At 70.6% G+C, this 17,108-nt stretch carries 20 protein-coding genes; 12 read left to right on the forward strand and 8 right to left on the reverse strand.

The window, feature by feature from the left end:
- Positions 1 to 490: 490 nt before the first annotated feature.
- A complete protein-coding gene (locus tag ACGFYV_RS07225; RefSeq protein ID WP_393877375.1) occupies positions 491 to 2,455 on the forward strand; it encodes an AMP-dependent synthetase/ligase in 1,965 nt (654 codons plus the stop codon).
- Here ACGFYV_RS07225 and ACGFYV_RS07230 read toward each other — a convergent pair.
- Positions 2,388 to 2,897, reverse strand: a complete 510-nt coding sequence (locus ACGFYV_RS07230; protein WP_393877376.1) for an ATP-binding protein — start codon at positions 2,895 to 2,897, stop codon at positions 2,388 to 2,390. The genes ACGFYV_RS07225 and ACGFYV_RS07230 overlap by 68 nt on opposite strands.
- 83 nt (positions 2,898 to 2,980) lie before the next feature.
- On the opposite strand from ACGFYV_RS07230, the gene ACGFYV_RS07235 reads away from it, so the two are divergent.
- Positions 2,981 to 3,868, forward strand: a complete 888-nt coding sequence (locus ACGFYV_RS07235; protein ID WP_393877377.1) for a Scr1 family TA system antitoxin-like transcriptional regulator — start codon at positions 2,981 to 2,983, stop codon at positions 3,866 to 3,868.
- Positions 3,865 to 4,119, forward strand: coding sequence for a DUF397 domain-containing protein (locus tag ACGFYV_RS07240; protein ID WP_393877378.1), 255 nt, complete (start codon positions 3,865 to 3,867; stop codon positions 4,117 to 4,119). Before ACGFYV_RS07235 ends, ACGFYV_RS07240 begins: the two co-directional genes overlap by 4 nt.
- 81 nt (positions 4,120 to 4,200) lie before the next feature.
- On the opposite strand, the gene ACGFYV_RS07245 is transcribed toward ACGFYV_RS07240, so the two are convergent.
- A complete protein-coding gene (locus ACGFYV_RS07245; protein ID WP_003998944.1) occupies positions 4,201 to 4,404 on the reverse strand; it encodes a cold-shock protein in 204 nt (67 codons plus the stop codon).
- A gap of 287 nt (positions 4,405 to 4,691) precedes the next feature.
- Here ACGFYV_RS07245 and ACGFYV_RS07250 point away from each other — a divergent pair, with 287 nt between their 5' ends.
- From ACGFYV_RS07250 to ACGFYV_RS07275, 6 genes are all read left to right on the forward strand, one after another.
- Positions 4,692 to 5,540, forward strand: coding sequence for a menaquinone biosynthetic enzyme MqnA/MqnD family protein (locus ACGFYV_RS07250; RefSeq protein ID WP_393877379.1), 849 nt, complete (start codon positions 4,692 to 4,694; stop codon positions 5,538 to 5,540).
- Between the two features lie 81 nt (positions 5,541 to 5,621).
- A complete protein-coding gene (locus tag ACGFYV_RS07255) occupies positions 5,622 to 7,379 on the forward strand; it encodes a protein kinase (RefSeq protein ID WP_393877546.1) in 1,758 nt (585 codons plus the stop codon).
- Positions 7,380 to 7,383: 4 nt separating this feature from the next.
- Positions 7,384 to 8,244, forward strand: coding sequence for a prepilin peptidase (locus tag ACGFYV_RS07260; RefSeq protein WP_393877380.1), 861 nt, complete (start codon positions 7,384 to 7,386; stop codon positions 8,242 to 8,244).
- Between the two features lie 94 nt (positions 8,245 to 8,338).
- Positions 8,339 to 9,538, forward strand: a complete 1,200-nt coding sequence (gene mqnC / locus ACGFYV_RS07265) for a cyclic dehypoxanthinyl futalosine synthase (protein ID WP_393877381.1) — start codon at positions 8,339 to 8,341, stop codon at positions 9,536 to 9,538.
- Between the two features lie 7 nt (positions 9,539 to 9,545).
- A complete protein-coding gene (locus ACGFYV_RS07270; protein WP_393877382.1) occupies positions 9,546 to 10,145 on the forward strand; it encodes a hypothetical protein in 600 nt (199 codons plus the stop codon).
- A gap of 126 nt (positions 10,146 to 10,271) precedes the next feature.
- Entirely contained in the window at positions 10,272 to 10,964 is a 693-nt protein-coding gene (locus tag ACGFYV_RS07275) for a demethylmenaquinone methyltransferase (RefSeq protein ID WP_393877383.1), read from the forward strand.
- Between the two features lie 59 nt (positions 10,965 to 11,023).
- On the opposite strand, the gene ACGFYV_RS07280 is transcribed toward ACGFYV_RS07275, so the two are convergent.
- Both ACGFYV_RS07280 and ACGFYV_RS07285 read right to left on the reverse strand, forming a co-directional pair.
- The gene (locus ACGFYV_RS07280) at positions 11,024 to 11,341 is read right to left on the reverse strand and encodes a PASTA domain-containing protein (protein ID WP_393877384.1); all 318 of its coding nucleotides are present in this window, start codon (positions 11,339 to 11,341) and stop codon (positions 11,024 to 11,026) included.
- A 162-nt stretch (positions 11,342 to 11,503) separates the two neighbouring features.
- Complete coding sequence (locus tag ACGFYV_RS07285; protein ID WP_393877385.1) at positions 11,504 to 12,010, reverse strand: GNAT family N-acetyltransferase; 507 nt, start codon at positions 12,008 to 12,010, stop codon at positions 11,504 to 11,506.
- A 47-nt stretch (positions 12,011 to 12,057) separates the two neighbouring features.
- On the opposite strand from ACGFYV_RS07285, the gene ACGFYV_RS07290 reads away from it, so the two are divergent.
- Positions 12,058 to 13,392 carry a geranylgeranyl reductase family protein gene (locus tag ACGFYV_RS07290; protein ID WP_393877386.1) on the forward strand — a complete coding sequence of 445 codons (1,335 nt, stop codon included), beginning with the start codon at positions 12,058 to 12,060 and terminating at the stop codon, positions 13,390 to 13,392.
- 61 nt (positions 13,393 to 13,453) lie between these two features.
- Here ACGFYV_RS07290 and ACGFYV_RS07295 read toward each other — a convergent pair whose 3' ends face one another.
- The 3 genes from ACGFYV_RS07295 to ACGFYV_RS07305 all read right to left on the reverse strand — a co-directional run bounded on the left by ACGFYV_RS07295 (position 13,454) and on the right by ACGFYV_RS07305 (position 14,753).
- Positions 13,454 to 13,900 (reverse strand): DNA-binding protein, encoded by a 447-nt coding sequence (locus tag ACGFYV_RS07295; RefSeq protein WP_393877387.1) that lies wholly within the window; start codon positions 13,898 to 13,900, stop codon positions 13,454 to 13,456.
- The gene (locus ACGFYV_RS07300; protein ID WP_393877388.1) at positions 13,897 to 14,139 is read right to left on the reverse strand and encodes a hypothetical protein; all 243 of its coding nucleotides are present in this window, start codon (positions 14,137 to 14,139) and stop codon (positions 13,897 to 13,899) included. The genes ACGFYV_RS07295 and ACGFYV_RS07300 overlap by 4 nt, the downstream gene beginning before the upstream one ends.
- Before the next feature lie 164 nt (positions 14,140 to 14,303).
- Positions 14,304 to 14,753 carry a hypothetical protein gene (locus ACGFYV_RS07305; RefSeq protein ID WP_393877389.1) on the reverse strand — a complete coding sequence of 150 codons (450 nt, stop codon included), beginning with the start codon at positions 14,751 to 14,753 and terminating at the stop codon, positions 14,304 to 14,306.
- 105 nt (positions 14,754 to 14,858) lie between these two features.
- Between ACGFYV_RS07305 and ACGFYV_RS07310 the strand changes: the two genes are divergently transcribed.
- On the forward strand, positions 14,859 to 15,095 hold the full coding sequence (locus ACGFYV_RS07310; RefSeq protein ID WP_393877390.1) for a hypothetical protein: 237 nt from the start codon (positions 14,859 to 14,861) through the stop codon (positions 15,093 to 15,095).
- Positions 15,096 to 15,182: 87 nt separating this feature from the next.
- Here the strand turns inward: ACGFYV_RS07310 and ACGFYV_RS07315 are convergent, their stop codons facing one another.
- Positions 15,183 to 16,004 (reverse strand): C40 family peptidase, encoded by an 822-nt coding sequence (locus ACGFYV_RS07315; protein ID WP_393877391.1) that lies wholly within the window; start codon positions 16,002 to 16,004, stop codon positions 15,183 to 15,185.
- A gap of 742 nt (positions 16,005 to 16,746) precedes the next feature.
- Here ACGFYV_RS07315 and ACGFYV_RS07320 point away from each other — a divergent pair.
- The gene (locus ACGFYV_RS07320; RefSeq protein ID WP_030379754.1) at positions 16,747 to 17,106 is read left to right on the forward strand and encodes an NADH-quinone oxidoreductase subunit A; all 360 of its coding nucleotides are present in this window, start codon (positions 16,747 to 16,749) and stop codon (positions 17,104 to 17,106) included.
- Positions 17,107 to 17,108 lie beyond the last annotated feature (2 nt).

Here is a 17,108-nt window from a genome sequence, read left to right on the forward strand (position 1 = left end):
CGTGGGTGCCTCGTCGTTGTCGGCTGCGGCTGCGCGGGGGCCGTTCGCGCAGTTCCCCGCGCCCCTTGGGTCGGTGCCTCGCCGTTGTCGGCTGCGGGTGTGTTGGGGTTGTTTGCGTAGTTTCCTGTGCCTCTTGAGAGTGCTGGAGCTGACCAACCTAAGGGGCGCGGGGAACTGCGCGACAAGCCACGAACTACTCGCACCCGGCAACGCTCAGACGCCCTACGGTGACTAGCCCGCACCGGCGCCCTGAAGCGGAGCTGCCCTCACGGAAACTCCGAGGCTGCACACGCCCGGCCCCGGATCGCCGCCGAACCCGCACGAGCCCCCCACACCGGCCTCGTACGATCACCTGGCTAACCGGCGGTAACTCGCTAACCGGCGGTAACTCGCCCCCGAAGGCCCGCCCACGGTGAACGCCTCGGTGTGCGAGGCACGTACGTCATGCAGCCGGCACTTCGCCGCCGCTGCACGCCACAGGAGCCGCCCCGTGTCGACCTCTTACTCGAGCGTCCCCCTCTCCTCCGGTACGCCCGTCACGGCCGTCGACTACGACGGCCGGCCGATCCTGGTGGAGCCCCTGATCCAGCGGCTGAACGGGACCGTGCGGGAGGCGTACGTCCCGCCGTTCACACCCCCGGTGCGGCACGGCTCGCTCGCGGACCTGCCGTTCGACAACGCGAAGGCCGCCCCCGGCACGGTGGTGATCAGCCGCAAGCGGACCGACGGCCACTGGGAGGACGTGACGGCGGAGGCCTTCGCCGCCGAGGTCCTGGCCGCGGCCAAGGGACTGATCGCGGCCGGACTCGTGCCCGGCGACCGGATCGCCGTCATGGCCCGCACCACCTACGAGTGGACCCTGCTGGACTTCGCCGCCTGGGCCGCCGGCCTGGTCACCGTGCCGATCTACCCCACCGCCTCCCTCTTCCAGAGCCGCTGGATCCTGCACGACTCCGGCGCCGTCGCCCTCGTCACCGAGACCGAGGAACAGGCCGCCGAGATCGGCCCCGAGCGGGAGCGCCTGCCCCACCTCAGGCACCTGTGGGCGATGGACCAGGGGCACGTGCGCCAACTGGCCCAGGTCGGCGAGCCCGTACCGGACGGCGAGGTCAGCGTGCGCCGGGGCATGCTCGGCCCCGACACCCTCGCCACGCTCATCTACACCTCGGGCACCACCGGCCGCCCCAAGGGCTGCGCCCTGTCCCACGGCAACTTCTTCGCCGAGGTCGACAACGCCATCGAACTCCTCCACCCGGTCTTCAAGGCGAAGACCAGCGAGGAGACGTCGGTGCTGCTGTTCCTGCCGATGTCCCACGTCTTCGGCCGCATGGTCGCCATCGCGTGCATCCGCGCGCGGGTACGGCTCGGGCACGCGCCCAGCCTGGACGCCGCCCAACTCCTCCCCGACCTCGCCGCGTTCCGCCCGACCTGCCTCCTCACCATCCCGTACATGCTGGAGAAGGTCTTCAACTCGGCCCGCGCGAGCGCCGAGTCGAACGGCAAGGTGTCCACCTTCGACCGCGCCGCCGCCACGGCCGTCCGCTACGGCGAGGCGCTGGAGGCCCGGCAGACCGGCACCGGCAGCGGCCCCGGCGCCTCCCTCAGGGCAGCCCGCTCCCTCTACGACCCGCTCGTCTACCGGCGCATCCGCAACGCCATGGGCGGCAAGGTCCGTTACGCCATCAGCGGCGGATCCCCGCTCGGCCGCCGCCTGGCCGCCTTCTACGCCGGCGCCGGCATCGAGATCTTCGAGGGCTACGGCCTGACCGAGACCACCGCCGCCAGCACGGTCACCCCGCCCCTCAAGCCCCGCCTCGGCACCGTCGGCTGGCCCATGCCCGGCACCCGGGTACGGATCGCCGCCGACGGCGAGATCCTCGTCGCCGGGGACCACGTCATGCGCGGCTACTGGGACCCGGGGGCCGGTGGCGTCGTCCCCGCCACCCGCGACGGCTGGCTGCACACCGGCGACCTCGGCTCGCTCGACGACGACGGCTATCTGACCATCACCGGCCGCAAGAAGGAACTGCTGATCACGGCGGGCGGCAAGTCGGTGGCCCCGGCGCCGCTGGAGAACTGGCTGCGCCAGCACCCCCTGATCTCGCAGTGCATGCTCGTCGGCGACGGCCGCCCCTACATCGCCGCCCTCTTCACCCTCGACCCGGACGGCATCAGCCACTGGCGCCGCATGAACGGCAAGCACCCCGTCCCGCCGGAACTGCTCCTCGGCGACCGCGAGTTGGAGGCGATCCTCCAGCACGTCGTGGACGAGGCCAACCAGCTCGTCTCCCGCCCCGAGTCCATCCGCCGCTTCGCCGTCCTGCCGACCGACTTCACCGAGACGGCAGGACACCTGACCCCCTCGATGAAGCTGCGCCGGGAGAAGATCATGAAGGACTTCGCCGCTCAGGTGGAGGCCCTGTACGAGGGCAACGACCGCCGGCCCCGGCTGTAGCCGCCCTCGCCCCGCGCCCGCCACCGAGCGCGACCTCCGCCCACACCGTCTTGCCGACGTCCCGCTCCACCAGCCCCCACCGCGACGCCAGCACCTGCACCAGGACGAGCCCCCGCCCGCACTCGTCCTCCAGCGCCCCGTCGAGGAACCGGAGCGTACGGTCACCCCGCGCGTCGCTCACCTCGATACGCACGGTGTCCTGCGAACGCAGCAGCAGCAACCGCAGCTCGAAGTCCCGTCCCGGCACGCGACCGTGGGTGACCGCGTTCGCCGCCAGCTCGGCCACGAGGTGCTGCACGGTGTCGTTCGGGTCCCCGGTATGCGGGTAACCCCAGGTCGCGAGCCAGTTCGCGGCCAGCCGGCGGGCCAGCCGGGCACCGCGCGGGGTGGGGCTGAGGCGCTGGACGAATTCGATGAGGGGGGTGGAGATTTCCAGATTCACATCACCGAGCGTGGTGACTTCTCCCTACGCTGACCAGGGGAGATCCCGCGACTGTACGTAGTCGTACGCGTGCGGTTCGTTTGGTGTACGAGTCGTCGGAGGACGTCGTGTCAGAGGAACAGGAGCGCAGGCCGGAGACCCCGGCCGAGGCGAACGGCTCGGCGGCGGTGTTCATCGTCCTGGGCAAGCAGTTGAAGCTGTTGCGCGAGCGGGCGGGGTTCGGCCAGAGGGAGTTCGGCGCGATGCTGGGCTACGGCCCCGATCTCATCTCCGCCGTGGAGCGGGGGGTACGGACGCCGAGGCCGGAACTTCTGGAGAAGGCGGACGACCTGCTGGACGCGAAGGGGTTGTTCAAGGAGGTCATCCCGCAGGTGGAGGAGGCGATGGCGAGGGCGAGGACCCGGCATCCGGAGTGGTACCGGAACTACGCGGCTATGGAAGCGGATGCGGTTGAGCTGCACTTCTATGCCAATCAGGCGATGCCGGGGCTCTTGCAGACTGAGGACTACGCTCAGGCAGTCTTCCGTCAGCGGCGGCCGTTCCTGAGTGAGGAGACCATCGAGAAGCGGGTTGCCGACAGGCTCTCCAGGCAGCAGGTCTTCGAGCGCTGGCCTGCTCCCATCGTCAGCTACGTGCTCGAAGAGGTTCTCCTGGACCGGCCGATCGGCGGAGCCGCCATCTTCAAGGCCCAGCTGTACAACCTGCTGCGGGTGGGCGGTATGCGGAACGTCGAGATCCAGGTGATGCCGACTCATCGTGCCGAACACCCTAATCTGGACAGCGCGTTCAACCTGCTCGTTCCGAAGGGGCACAGCCAGGTGGCGTACATGGAAGCGCAGGGCTTCCCGCAGCTCATCGCAGACGCGGAGGAGGTCCGTAAGATCGCGGACCGCTATGGGATCATGCGCGCCATGGCACTAAGTCCCATGGAGACTCGCACCCTGATCACGCAGAAGCTGGAGGAGCTTTGAGCACCGAGAACCTGCCCTGGTTCAAGTCCAGCTACAGCAGCGGCGAAGGCGGCGAATGCCTCGAATTCGCCTACACCTGGCGCAAGTCCACCTACAGCGACGGCGAGGGTGGCGAATGCCTGGAGATAGCCGCCCACCCCACCGCCATCCACATCCGCGACTCCAAGCAACCCCCCACTGCCCCCCACCTCACCCTCTCCCCTTCGACATGGGCCGCCTTCCTCGGCGGAAGTCATATGAACGGGAAATGAACAGAAAAAGGCAGGAGCCCCGTCGCCTTACGGCGTGGGGCTCCTTGGGTACTGCACTCAGGTTCTGCGACAAGGCAGAGATCAGACGGGGGTGACGTTCTCCGCCTGCGGACCCTTCGGGCCCTGCGTCACGTCGAAGCTCACGGCCTGGTTCTCCTCAAGGGAGCGGAAGCCGCTGGCGTTGATCGCGGAGTAGTGAACGAAGACGTCGGGGCCGCCGCCCTCCTGGGCGATGAAGCCAAAGCCCTTTTCGGCGTTGAACCACTTAACGGTTCCGGTAGCCATAAGCCCTCCTTGGGCTCAAAAGGGTTGCCCTGCTCCAGAACCTGCACGTGCGAAACGGTGCTGCACAATTGCATTCGTCTGAAAACGACGAGAGCCCGCGGTCACATGCTCCGCAGGCTCTGTACTGCAAGGGAAACCAAACTGCAACTTGCGGCGAGCTTAGCACGCAGGCACCGGAAAGCAATAGGGGCCAAGATCACGTCACCCGAATGTTTGAACCGCCGGAAGGCTGTGCGGGGGACGGGGTCGGTCCTGGCACCGTACCGCATGGGGTCTAGTCTCGCGATGTGGACAATTCTCGCACCCGGCCGCGCGTCGGCCACATCCAGTTCCTGAACTGCCTGCCCCTCTACTGGGGGCTCGCGAGAACGGGCACGCTCCTCGACTTCGAGCTCACGAAGGACACCCCGGAGAAGCTCAGCGAGCAGCTCGTGCGCGGCGATCTCGACATCGGCCCGATCACTCTCGTCGAGTTCCTGCGCAACGCGGACGACCTCGTCGCCTTCCCGGACATCGCCGTCGGCTGCGACGGCCCGGTGATGTCCTGCGTGATCGTCTCGCAGGTGCCCCTCGACCGGCTCGACGGCGCCCGTGTGGCCCTCGGGTCGACCTCGCGCACCTCGGTCCGTCTCGCCCAGCTCCTGCTGGCCGAGCGGTACGGAGTGCGGCCCGACTACTACACCTGCCCGCCGGACCTCGGCCTGATGATGCAGGAGGCCGACGCCGCCGTCCTCATCGGCGACGCCGCCCTGCGCGCCAACCTCCACTACGGCCCCAAGCTCGGCCTGGAGGTGCACGACCTCGGTGCCCTGTGGAAGGAGTGGACCGGCCTGCCCTTCGTCTTCGCCGTCTGGGCCGCCCGCCGCGACTACCTGGAGCGCGAGCCCGAGGTCACCCGCCAGGTCCACGAGGCCTTCCTCGCCTCCCGCGACCTCTCCCTCGAAGAGGTCACCAAGGTCGCCGAACAGGCCTCCCGCTGGGAGACCTTCGACCAGGCCACCCTTGAGCAGTACTTCACCACCCTCGACTTCAGCTTCGGCGCCCCCCAACTGGCCGCCGTCTCCGAGTTCGCCCGCCGGGTCGGTCCGACGACGGGCTTCCCGGCGGATGTGGCGGTGGATCTGCTGCGGCCGTAGTCACTACGCTGCCTTCACCACGCCGCGCGTGGTGAAGGCGCACCGGGGGGACCGGGGGAGAGGTGGACGCCAGTGGACGCCATGCAGCCGCTCGCGGCCGACGAGCCGGCCGCCGTCGGGCCCTACCGGCTCCTCGGCCGGCTCGGTTCCGGCGGCATGGGCCGCGTGTATCTGGGCCGCAGCGCGGGGGGCCGCACGGTCGCCGTGAAGATCGTGCATCCGCATCTCGCGCTGGACGAGGAGTTCCGGGCCCGTTTCCGGCGTGAGGTGGCGGCCGCGCGCCGGGTCGGCGGCGCCTGGACCGCGCCGGTCCTGGACGCGGACCCGGGGGCCCCGGTGCCCTGGGTCGCCACCGCCTACGCGGCCGGGCCCTCCCTCGCCGCGGCCGTCCGGGACCTCGGCGGTCCGCTGCCCGCGCACACCGTGCGGGCCCTGGGCGCGGGCCTCGCCGAGGCGCTGGCCGCCGTGCACGAACTGGGCCTGGTCCACCGGGACGTGAAGCCCTCCAACGTCCTGCTGACCATGGACGGCCCGCTCCTCATCGACTTCGGCATCGCCCGCGCCAGCGACGGCACGGCCTCCCTCACCTCGACCGGCGTCTCCGTCGGCTCGCCCGGCTACATGTCCCCCGAGCAGATCCTCGGCAAGGGCGTCACCGGCGCGGCCGACGTCTTCTCCCTCGGCGCCGTCCTCGCCTACGCGGCGACCGGCGAGCCCCCGTTCCCGGGCGACTCCTCGGCCGCGCTGCTCTACAAGGTCGTCCACGAGGAACCGGAACTCGACGGGCTGAGCGGGGACCTGCGCGAGGTCGCCGCCGCCTGCCTGGCGAAGGACCCGGCCGCCCGCCCGGCCCCCGGCCAGGTCGCCCGCCGCCTAGCCCCCGAGGGCGCCGCCCGCCTCGTCTCCGGCGGCTGGCTCCCGGGCGCGCTGGTCGAACAGGTCAGCCGCAGCGCCGTACAACTGCTGAACCTGGAGACGACAGGGGGCCCGGGGGAGGCGCCGTCGGGGCTCGTGGGGTTCAGCAGCGTCTCGGTGGACGGCGCCCCGAAGGGGGCCGCGGTCCTGGGCGAGTTCGGGCCGCCTCCCGTGATGACACAGGGCGCGGGAGGGGCGGGCGCGCAGACGGTCGCACCCGGCGCCATGTCCGGGGCCGGGGGGCCGACCGCGCCCGGCAAGGTCGCCGTCAGCGTGGCGGCCTCCTCGACGCCCGGCGAGAACGGGCGCGGCAGACGCGTGAGCTGCACCGTGGCGCTGGCCGTCGCGGGCGCGCTGGCCGTCACGACCCTGGGGCTCGGCGCGCTGCTGCGGCCCTGGTCCGGCGGCGGCAACGACACGGCAGGCGGCGCCGTCTCCTCCACCCACGCGTCCACCCCCGGGGCCTCGGCGTCCCCGTCCGCGCCCACCCCCGGCGACGGCAGCGGCGACGGCCACTCGCCGACCGCCGAACCCACCCAGACCTCGGACAGTCCGGAACCCACCGCGAGCGGCGCCGTCCCCGCCCGCTACCTCGGCACCTGGGAGGGCCCGGCCAGCGGACTCGGCGGCACCCTGCCCATGGGCACCTTCCGGCTCACCGTCCACCAGGCGGCCGTGGGCGAGGAGTTGGGCCGGCTGAAGCAGACCGACCAGCTCGGCGCCGTCTGCACCGACATCCTCACCCTCAAGCAGGTCACGGCGACACGGATCACCGCCACGTCCACGGGCGCGCCGGGCAACCACGCCGGCTGCGACCCCGCCCCGCACCCGGTCGAGCTGACACCGACCGGCGACGACCTGACCTACACGGGCGACAGTTCGGCCGAGGGGAACCCGGTCGCGCGGATGTCCCGGGTCGGGTGACCCGGTGGACCTGTCGTCCGGCGACACGGCCGACCTGCTGCTGACGGCCCTCGCCGCACTGTGGGGCGCGGCCACGGGCGCCCTGCTGCCCCGCGCCGTGCACCGCTTCGCCGTCCCGCCCGAGGAGCCGTGGCGCACCCACTGCCCGCGGGGACACGCCCTGCGGGGGTGGCTGGGCCGGACCCCGTGCGGGCGATGCGGGGCGCGTGGCCAGGAGAGCGAGAGCGAGAGCGCGCAGGATGCGGCGCCCCTGCCGGGCACGCCCGACGACGCCCCCTCCGCCCCGTCCAGCTCCTCCGCCCCGTCCAGCTCCTCCGCCCCCTCCAACTCCTCCGCCCTCCTCCTCTCCACCGTCACCGCCCTCCTCTGCGCCGCCCTCGCCGTCGCCACCGGCACCCGGCCCGAGCTGGTCGTGTGGCTGTTGGCCGGGCCGGTCGGGGTGTTGCTGGCGGCCGTGGACTTCAGGGTGGGGCGGTTGCCGGACCCGCTGACGCTGCCGCTCGCGGGGGGCGCGCTCGCGCTGCTCGGGGTGGCCGCGCTGGTGCCGGAACACGCCGGGGACTGGCCCACCGCGCTCTACGGGGCACTCGCCCTCGGTGCCGGGTTCTTCGTGCTGTGGCTCGTCAACCAGGCCGGCATGGGCTTCGGCGATGTGAAGCTGGCGCTCGGCATCGGCGCCGTACTCGGGTGGTACGGCTGGCCGACGGTGCTGCTCGGCACGTTCGCCGGGTTCCTGCTGGGCGCGGTGTACGGCGGCGCGCTCGTCGTCGTACGGCGTGCGGGGCGCAGGACGGCGATTCCGTTCGGGCCGTTCCTGCTGGCGGGTGCCCTGGTGGGGCTGCTGATCGGGGCGTACGCGGCCTGAGGTCGGGTGGCCGGAGCGGCTGGCGTAGGCTGGTCCGGTCCGTCCAGAAGCCCCTGACGATGACGAACTCGACGAAGACGAAAGGGACGCCCCGGTGACCGAGCAGGCCGACCTCCAGTCCGTTCTCGACCGTGCCGCAGCCGGTGGGCGGATCACCCCGGAAGAGGCCCTCGTCCTCTACCGTGACGCCCCGCTGCACGCGCTGGGCGCCGCCGCCGACGCCGTACGCCGCCGCAAGTACGCCGGTATCGAGCACATCGCGACGTACATCATCGAGCGCAACATCAACTACACGAACGTGTGCGTCACGGCGTGCAAGTTCTGCGCCTTCTACGCGGCCCCCAAGGACACGGCGAAGGGCTGGACCCGCGACCTCGACGACATCCTGCGCCGCTGCGCGGAGACCGTCGAACTGGGCGGCACCCAGATCATGTTCCAGGGCGGCCACCACCCGGACTACGGCGTCGAGTACTACGAGAAGCACTTCAAGGCCATCAAGGACGCCTTCCCGCAGCTGGTGATCCACTCCCTGGGCGCCTCCGAGATCGAGCACATGGCCCGGATCAGCGGCGTGTCGGTCGAGGAGGCCATCACCCGGATCCACGAGGCCGGACTCGACTCCTTCGCGGGCGCCGGCGCCGAACTGCTCCCCGAGCGCCCCCGCAAGGCCATCGCCCCGCTCAAGGAGAGCGGCGAACGCTGGCTGGAGATCATGGAGGCCGCGCACAAGCTGGGCGTGGAGTCCACGTCCACCATGCTCATGGGCACCGGCGAGACCAACGCCGAGCGCATCGAGCACCTGCGGATGATCCGGGACGTCCAGGACCGTACGGGCGGCTTCCGCGCCTTCATCCCGTACACCTACCAGCCCGAGAACAACCACCTGAAGGGCCGCACGCAGGCCACCCTCTTCGAGTACCTGCGGATGATCGCCATCGCCCGCCTGTTCCTCGACAACGTCCAGCACATCCAGGGCTCCTGGCTGACCACCGGCAAGGAGGTCGGCCAGCTGTCCCTGCACTACGGCGCGGACGACCTCGGCTCGATCATGCTGGAGGAGAACGTGGTCTCCTCGGCCGGTGCCAAGCACCGCTCCAACCGCCTGGAGATCATCGACCTGATCCGCAAGGCGGGCCGGGTCCCGGCGCAGCGCGCGACGACGTACGAGCACCTGGTCGTCCACGACGACCCGGCGAACGACCCCGTCGACGAACGCGTCGTCTCCCACATCTCCTCCACGGCCATCGAGGGCGGCACGGCCCACCCCGAGCTGAAGCTGCTCGCCTCCAACTAGGCGCCCCGTGCTGACACTTCACGTCGCCGAGCGGACTCCCGGGACGGCGGTACTGGTCGACGGGGCGGTCGTCGCCGCCGTCGGCCCGTACGAGGAACTGGCCGCCGCCGAGCCCCGCGCCAAGGTGCGGCGCTGGCCCGGCATCCTCACCCCGGGCCTGCTCAACCCGTACGGCCCCGAGCTGCTGGAGGCCACCTACCACCCCGACCCGCGCGAGGCCGACACCCTCGGCACCGAGCCCATCGGCGGGGAGCGGGCGCGGGCGATCTTCCGCGCCGACCCCGGGCGCCTCGGCGCGAGCGCGCGCCGCGGAGTACAGCGGATGCTGGCGCACGGCACGGTGGCGATCGCCGGTGAGCTGCGCTCGCGCGCCGTGGCCGACGCGGTGCGCCGGGCCGGACTCGCGCTGGGGCGGCGCCCCGACCGCCTCCCGGGCCCGCCCGCCCTGTCCCCGGCCCCGCTGATCCTGCTGCCGCCGCTCGCCCCGGGCGGGCCCGCCCGCTTCGCCGTGTTCGACGTCGCCGACCGCGCCGAACTCGTCCGCCGCGGCGCCGGGACGTGCGTGGCGACCGTGATCGGCGGCCGGCTGGTGTACCGGGGCCGCTGAGCCGCGCGGTCCCCTGGACGCGGCTGCTGAGCCGCGCGGGGTCTCCTGGACGCGGCTGCCGAACCCGGCTGCCGGGCGCGGTCCCCTGGACCCGGGCCGCCGGACCCGGGCTGCAACAATGGGCGCGTGACCCGCGCCTCCCTGAACAAGCAGCCGCACGAAGTCGCCTCGATGTTCGACGACGTGGCGGAACGGTACGACCTGACCAACGACGTGCTGTCGCTCGGCCAGGACCGGCGCTGGCGCAAGGAGGTGGCGAAGGCGGTCGACGCGCGCCCCGCGCAGAAGATCCTCGACCTCGCGGCCGGCACGGCGACCTCCTCGCTGCCCTTCGCGCAGACCGGCGCGTACGTCGTCCCCTGCGACTTCTCGATCGGCATGCTCCAGGTCGGCAAGAAGAAGCACACCTGGCTGCCGTTCACGGCCGGCGACGCGACGAGGCTGCCGTTCAAGGACGACACCTTCGACGCCGTGAGCATCTCCTTCGGGCTGCGCAACGTGCAGGACTTCGACGCGGGCCTGCGCGAGATGTACCGGGTGACCCGCCCCGGCGGCCGCGTGGTGATCTGCGAGTTCTCGCACCCGACGTGGACGCCCTTCCGGACCGTCTACACCGAGTACCTGATGCGCGCGCTGCCGCCGGTCGCGCGCGCGGTCTCCTCGAACCCGGACGCGTACGTCTACCTCGCCGAGTCCATCCGCGCCTGGCCCGACCAGCCCGCCCTCGCCGAGCGGCTGCGCAAGGCGGGCTGGTCCCGGGTGGCGTGGCGCAACCTCACCGGCGGCGTGGTCGCGCTGCACCGGGGCTTCAAGGACTGAGCCCCGGGGGCGGTCTGGGGCCGTGTCCCGCGGGCGTCAGGGGCCGTGTTCCGGGGGTGTCAGGGGCTGAATCCCGCCACGGCGTAGGGATCGTCGCCGGGCTCGTTCAGCTCGCGCCGCATCCCGCCCGAGGGCGGACGCGGGATGCGTGGTTCGCGCACGCCTCCGCCGCCCTCCCCCTCACCGAAGTCGAACCACACGTACACCATCGCGTCCGGCGGCACCTCGGCCCCGGGCTGCGGATACTGCCGTACGACGTGGTCCACCACCGTGAGGTGGAAGTCCGGGCGGTCCGGCGCGTTCAGGAACAGGCCCCGCGCCCGGGCCGTTTCGCGCGCGTCCATGGCCATCAGACCGACCAGACGAGGGACGCGCACTTCGGGTGTTTTGGGTGTTATATGCACAGATGTCACCCCCAGCGGTACTGGAAGGGTAACGCGCACCCGGGGCGACCCGGAAGCGTCATGTGGCGTTATGTAGCAGTTGGTTACTCTGGGTTACGGACTCCGGGATACGGGCTCTGGGTCACGGACTCCGGGTCACAGATCGAGCCGGTAGCAGTGCCCCTCGCGCTGCGCGGACGGCGTCGTGAACGTCTGCGCGAGCCGCATGCCCAGCCGCCGGGTCACCGCGATGGACCGCTCGTTGCGCGCGTCCACCATCGCCACCACGCTCGGCACCCCCGCCGTCCGCAGCCGCTCCACGGTCTCCTCGGCGGCCGTCGTGGCGTACCCCCGGCCCCAGTGCGCCCGGCCCAGCCGCCAGCCGATCTCGACCTCGCCCGTCGGCCCCCACGCGTGCGGCCACGGCTGGGCCCCGGTGAAACCGACGACGTCCCCGGAGCCGTCCAGCACCGACCACAGACAGAAGCCGCGCTCCGCGTCGTGCCGCCGCTGGCGCGCGGTCAGCTCCTCGTAGACCGAGAGTTCGGCGGCCCGGCCCCCGTGGAACTCCATGACCTCGGGGTCGTCGAAGACCCGGTGCCAGGCGAACGCGTCCTCGTCGGTGGGCACACGAAGCCGTACTGCGGGGTGAGTTCGGTTCACGGGGCAGCCCTTCAGCCGGGTGATCAATGCCGCTGAATAGACTGCCCATGTCCAGTGCCCGTCAGCACGCACATTTCCAACCCTGGGGAGATCCCGCCGTGACCGAGCCCCTCTCCGACAACACCGCCGATGTGATCGTCGTCGGCGCGGGCCCAGCCGGCTCCACCACCGCCTACCACCTCGCCAAGGCCGGACTCGACGTCCTCCTGCTGGAGAAGACCGAGTTCCCCCGCGAGAAGGTCTGCGGCGACGGCCTCACCCCGCGCGCGGTCAAGCAACTCGTGGCCATGGGCGTCGACATCTCCGAAGAGGCCGGCTGGCTGCGCAACAAGGGCCTGCGCATCATCGGCGGCGGCAGCCGGCTCGAACTCGACTGGCCCGAGCTGGCCACCTTCCCGAACTACGGACTCGTCCGCAAGCGCGACGACTTCGACGAGCAGCTCGCCCGCCAGGCCCAGAAGGCCGGCGCACGCCTCTTCGAGCTGTGCAACGTCTCCGGCCCGGTCGTCGACGACCGCACCGGCCGCATCACCGGCGTGACGGCCAAGCTCGGCGAGGACAAGCGCGAAGTCACCTTCCGCGCCCCGCTCGTCGTCGCCGCCGACGGCAACTCCACCCGGCTGTCCCTCGCGATGGGCCTGCACCGCCGCGAGGACCGCCCCATGGGCGTCGCGGTGCGCACCTACTTCACCTCGCCCCGCCACGACGACGACTACCTCGAAGCCTGGCTGGAGCTGTGGGACCGCCGCGGCCCCCAGGACCGGCTGCTGCCCGGCTACGGCTGGATCTTCGGCATGGGCGACGGCACCTCCAACGTGGGCCTCGGCGTCCTCAACACCTCCTCCTCCTTCAAGGAACTGGACTGGCGCGAGGTCCTCAAGGCCTGGTGCGCCTCCATGCCCGAGGACTGGGGCTACACCCCCGAGAACATGACCGGCCCGATCCGCGGCGCCGCCCTGCCCATGGCCTTCAACCGCCAGCCGCACTACACCAAGGGCCTGCTGCTCGTCGGCGACGCCGGCGGCCTGGTGAACCCCTTCAACGGCGAAGGCATCGCCTACGCCATGGAGTCCGGCCAGATCGCCGCCGACGTCATCGTCCAGGCCCACGCCCGCGCCACGCCCGCCTCGCGCGAGATCGCCCTCCAGCGCTACCCGCAGGTCCTCAAGGACACCTACGGCGGCTACTACACGCTCGGCCGTGCCTTCGTGAAGCTCATCGGCAACCCGAAGATCATGCAGATCGCCACGCAGCGCGGCCTCACCCACCCGGTGCTGATGAAGTTCGTCCAGAAGCTCCTGGCGAACCTCACCGACCCGACGGGCGGCGACGCGATCGACCGCATCATCAACGCCCTGAGCAAGGTGGCTCCCCGAGCTTGATGGTTCAACGCCGGGTCGTGAGGCACGAGGCCGAGCGGCCCGGCGAACGCCGAGTACACAGTCAGACGTTGACGATTTTCACCCTCGGCGCGCCAGGGAGCCCCTCGGCGGCCTTACACAGGGCCGGGATGTGTGACTTGTCGGATGTGACGAGAAGTACGGGAGGTGTGCAAAGTGCGGCGGTGGCGACGACGAGCGCATCCACCAGACATTCGCGCCCGTCAAGACCGGAAGCGTCCAGCAGCTTTGCGGCGACGTCTGTCACCGCGTCACTGACAGGCTTGACATCGAAACGGGACAACAGGAACTGGAGCCGCTTGGCGGCGTCCCCGGTCCGGCGCACCTCCAAGGGGGTCAGGGCGGAGAGCGCTACTCGGCGACCGCTCTGCTGAGCGACTTCGATGTGTGCCCGCATCCCCTCGTCACCGTCGACGTGCAAGGAAAGTCCTTGGGCGTCCAGGACGAGTGTGCCCTCGCTCTTGGGCTTGATCTTGAGGCGCTTGCTCACCACTCCTGTTCGGCCTGCCTTCGCGCTTCGGCGGAGACAGGGCCAAACATCTTGCGGTCGGCGGCTACGACCTCGCGGAGCTTTTGGGCGGCCAGCCACTCTTCCAGTGCCTCGGCGACGACGGAGGAGAAGCCGTTCCTGCCGGTACGCTCCTCGACTTCCTTGATCAACGACTGGGCCAGCGACACGGATCTCTTACCTGCCCGCTCGGCGGCCTGGGGGACAGTGTGGCTACTCATACATAAAACGTAACACCGCTGGTAGGAAAAATCTCGGCAGGGGCGCGATGTGTGCGGATGCCGGTCCGTGAGTCCTGGCGCGGGTGTCCCGTGAATCACCTCTATCTCAGTGGAATCAAGGTGGCCCGAAGGTGTGATCAGCGCGGGGCGAGGGGTGAGGGCGTTCAGGCCTTGAGTGTCTCCGTGTCGGCGGCACCCTGCGCCGCATCCCCTTCCCCGGCAACGCGAACGGCGTCCACGACAACCTCCGCGGCACGACGGAGGCCCTGTTCGCGCGCGACGCCGGCCGCCCCGACCTCCACTTCCCGCTGCGCCGGGTCACCACCCCGCCCGCGTCCGGCGACATCACGCCGTCCTGGGTGCGCGATCGGATCCTGTCCGTCCTCGACCTCGGCACCCGGCTGCCCGCCCACGAGGCCGCCTACTTCGCCGACCGTCTCCTGGTCCACCTCACCAACTGCGACGCCCGCCGCGAGGACCAGTGGGAGAAGACGGCGTGGTGGGACTTCATCCGGGCCGGAGATCGTCGCCGAACTGTGGGCCCAGCTGAAGGACGGACTGAACGACTCCGGAAAGACGACGCTGCGCGACGAGGACCGGCTCGGCTGGTTCATGGACCCGGCGGTGACGGGCCTGGGCGGCCCCGACCCGCAGAACCGCGAACAACTCCTCATCCACCCCGCGGGCACCTCTACAACCGCCCGTCCGCCCGTACGCGCGTGCCCAACTTCTTCCTCGCCGGCGACTACGTCCGCACCGACGTGGACCTCGCGACGATGGAGGGCGCCAACGAGTCCGCCCGCCGTGCCGTCAACGCACTCCTGGACACGGACAATTCGGGCGCCGGGCGGTGTCAGGTTCTGGAGTTGTTCCGCCTGCCGGAGATGGAACCCCTCAAACGGGTGAACGAACTGCGCTACCGACTGGGCCTGCCCAACACCTTCGACCTGGGCTAGCGCCTGTCCGGGGTGGCCGGAAGGGCCGCTGCCCCCGAGCGGCTGCGGCCCTTCCGTATACCGAACACCGATATGGCGGCGGTGTGCTCAGAGCACCCGCACCGCGCCGGTCGGCGGGTCGTACGACAGCGGCTTCTCCACGATGCCGGTGGAGGGGTTCTGCGCGCCGACGAACATGCCGTCACCGGCGTAGATCGCCACGTGGTACGCGCCGCTGCCCGCGCTGCCCCAGTACAGGATGTCGCCCGGCTGGAGGTTGCTCAGCGACACCTGGGTGCCGGCGGTCGACTGGTCCTGGGAGACCCGCGGCAGGTCGATGCCGACCTGCTTGAAGGCGGCCTGCACCAGGCCCGAGCAGTCCCACGCGTTGGGGCCGGAGGCGCCGAGGACGTAGCTCTTGCCGATCTGGGCCTTGGCGAACGCGAGCACCGTGGCGGCCGAACCGGTCGCCGAGGACGTGCTCGTCGAGACACTGGCGCCGGTGCTGCCGACCGAGGCGGAGAGGGTCGTCCGCGCGGCGGCGCGGGAGGCGCGAGCGGCGGCCTCCTTGCGAGCGGCCTCCTCGGCCTTCTTCTTGGCCTCGGCGGCCTTCTTCTTGGCCTCCGCGAGGTCCGCCTTGGCCTGCTTCGCGGCATTTGCGGCGGCCGCGTCACGCTCGGCCTGCAGCTCGTAGTTCGCGGCGGCCAGCTGCGTGGCGTCCGCGGACTGGGCGACCTGAGTGGCCACGTCGGCCGTCAGGGTGGGCAGTTCGAGGGTCTGCGTCACCGGCTCGGCGGCGTTCGCCGACCCGGACGCCCCGGCGACTGCCAGGGTGCTGAGGACGCCACCGGCAACTCCGGCCCGCATCGCGATGGTGGACGCGCTGCGGCGGGGTTTCCGGTGGCTGCGTATGTGAGCGGTGTGGGACATGAGAACAACCGGTACCAGGGGCTCCTTCATATCTTCAAGAAACGTGTCCTGCGCCACAGTTGTTCAACAGGGCCCCCGAATCCCGGGCGCGTCACTCTTTATTGACGCCGTAACGGACATTGCGGACGGGCGTGATCAAGCCCTTGATCACGGTCTTTGATCATTACGTCCGGATTGCCCCCCACCTACCATCGGTCGGGGTCGATGGCCAAGCCCCGCTCTTACGGGCCGCTCATGAGTGTGGCGGAGGTCACGGAACGGTTACCGGAGGGCGTGCGTCCTGTGTGCGCGGACTTCGTGAACGCGTGCACGTGCCGGATCCGCGTCCACACTCCGCCCCGAACCTCCCCCTGATGTGTGAACGCGGACCTCTAGCAGCCGCCCCCGTCCAGCACCAATTTGCATGCGGCGGAATCGTCTTGATATGGAGACGCCCCCTCCGGCCTGCGGCGATGCGTGAAATTGTCACTTCTGGTGATCAGGTGAACGCTTCGCGTATGAAGATCACTCATCATCCGACTTGATGATCCTTCGTCAGGTGGTGGAGATCACAAAGCTTGTGCAATACCCCGTGTCGCAGATCACAGACCGGCGGGCATAAGATGCGTGGCGACTGGGCTTGTGACCTGCTTCACATGTTCGCGATCTTCGTCGGGACGAACGGGGTTCGTGGGGCTGATGAGGCGGAAGCCGGCCCGGCCAACCGCCAGCAGTCAGTGCCGACTGAGAGGAGCGAGGAGCGGTGAACGCGTATGCGCCCATCCTCGTACTGGGAGCCCTCGGGGCAGGCTTTGCGATCTTCTCCGTGGTCATGGCCACGCTGATCGGTCCGAAGCGGTACAACCGCGCCAAGCTCGAAGCCTACGAGTGCGGAATCGAGCCGACCCCCACGCCGGCCGGCGGCGGGCGCTTCCCCATCAAGTACTACCTGACGGCGATGCTCTTCATCGTCTTCGACATCGAGATCGTCTTCCTCTACCCCTGGGCCGTCACCTTCGACTCCCTGGGGATCTTCGGGCTCGTGGAGATGCTGCTCTTCGTGCTCACCGTCTTCGTCGCGTACGCGTACGTATGGCGGCGCGGCGGCCTGGAATGGGACTGAGG

The organism is Streptomyces sp. NPDC048297 (assembly GCF_043201585.1).
In the GTDB taxonomy this organism is placed as follows: domain Bacteria; phylum Actinomycetota; class Actinomycetes; order Streptomycetales; family Streptomycetaceae; genus Streptomyces.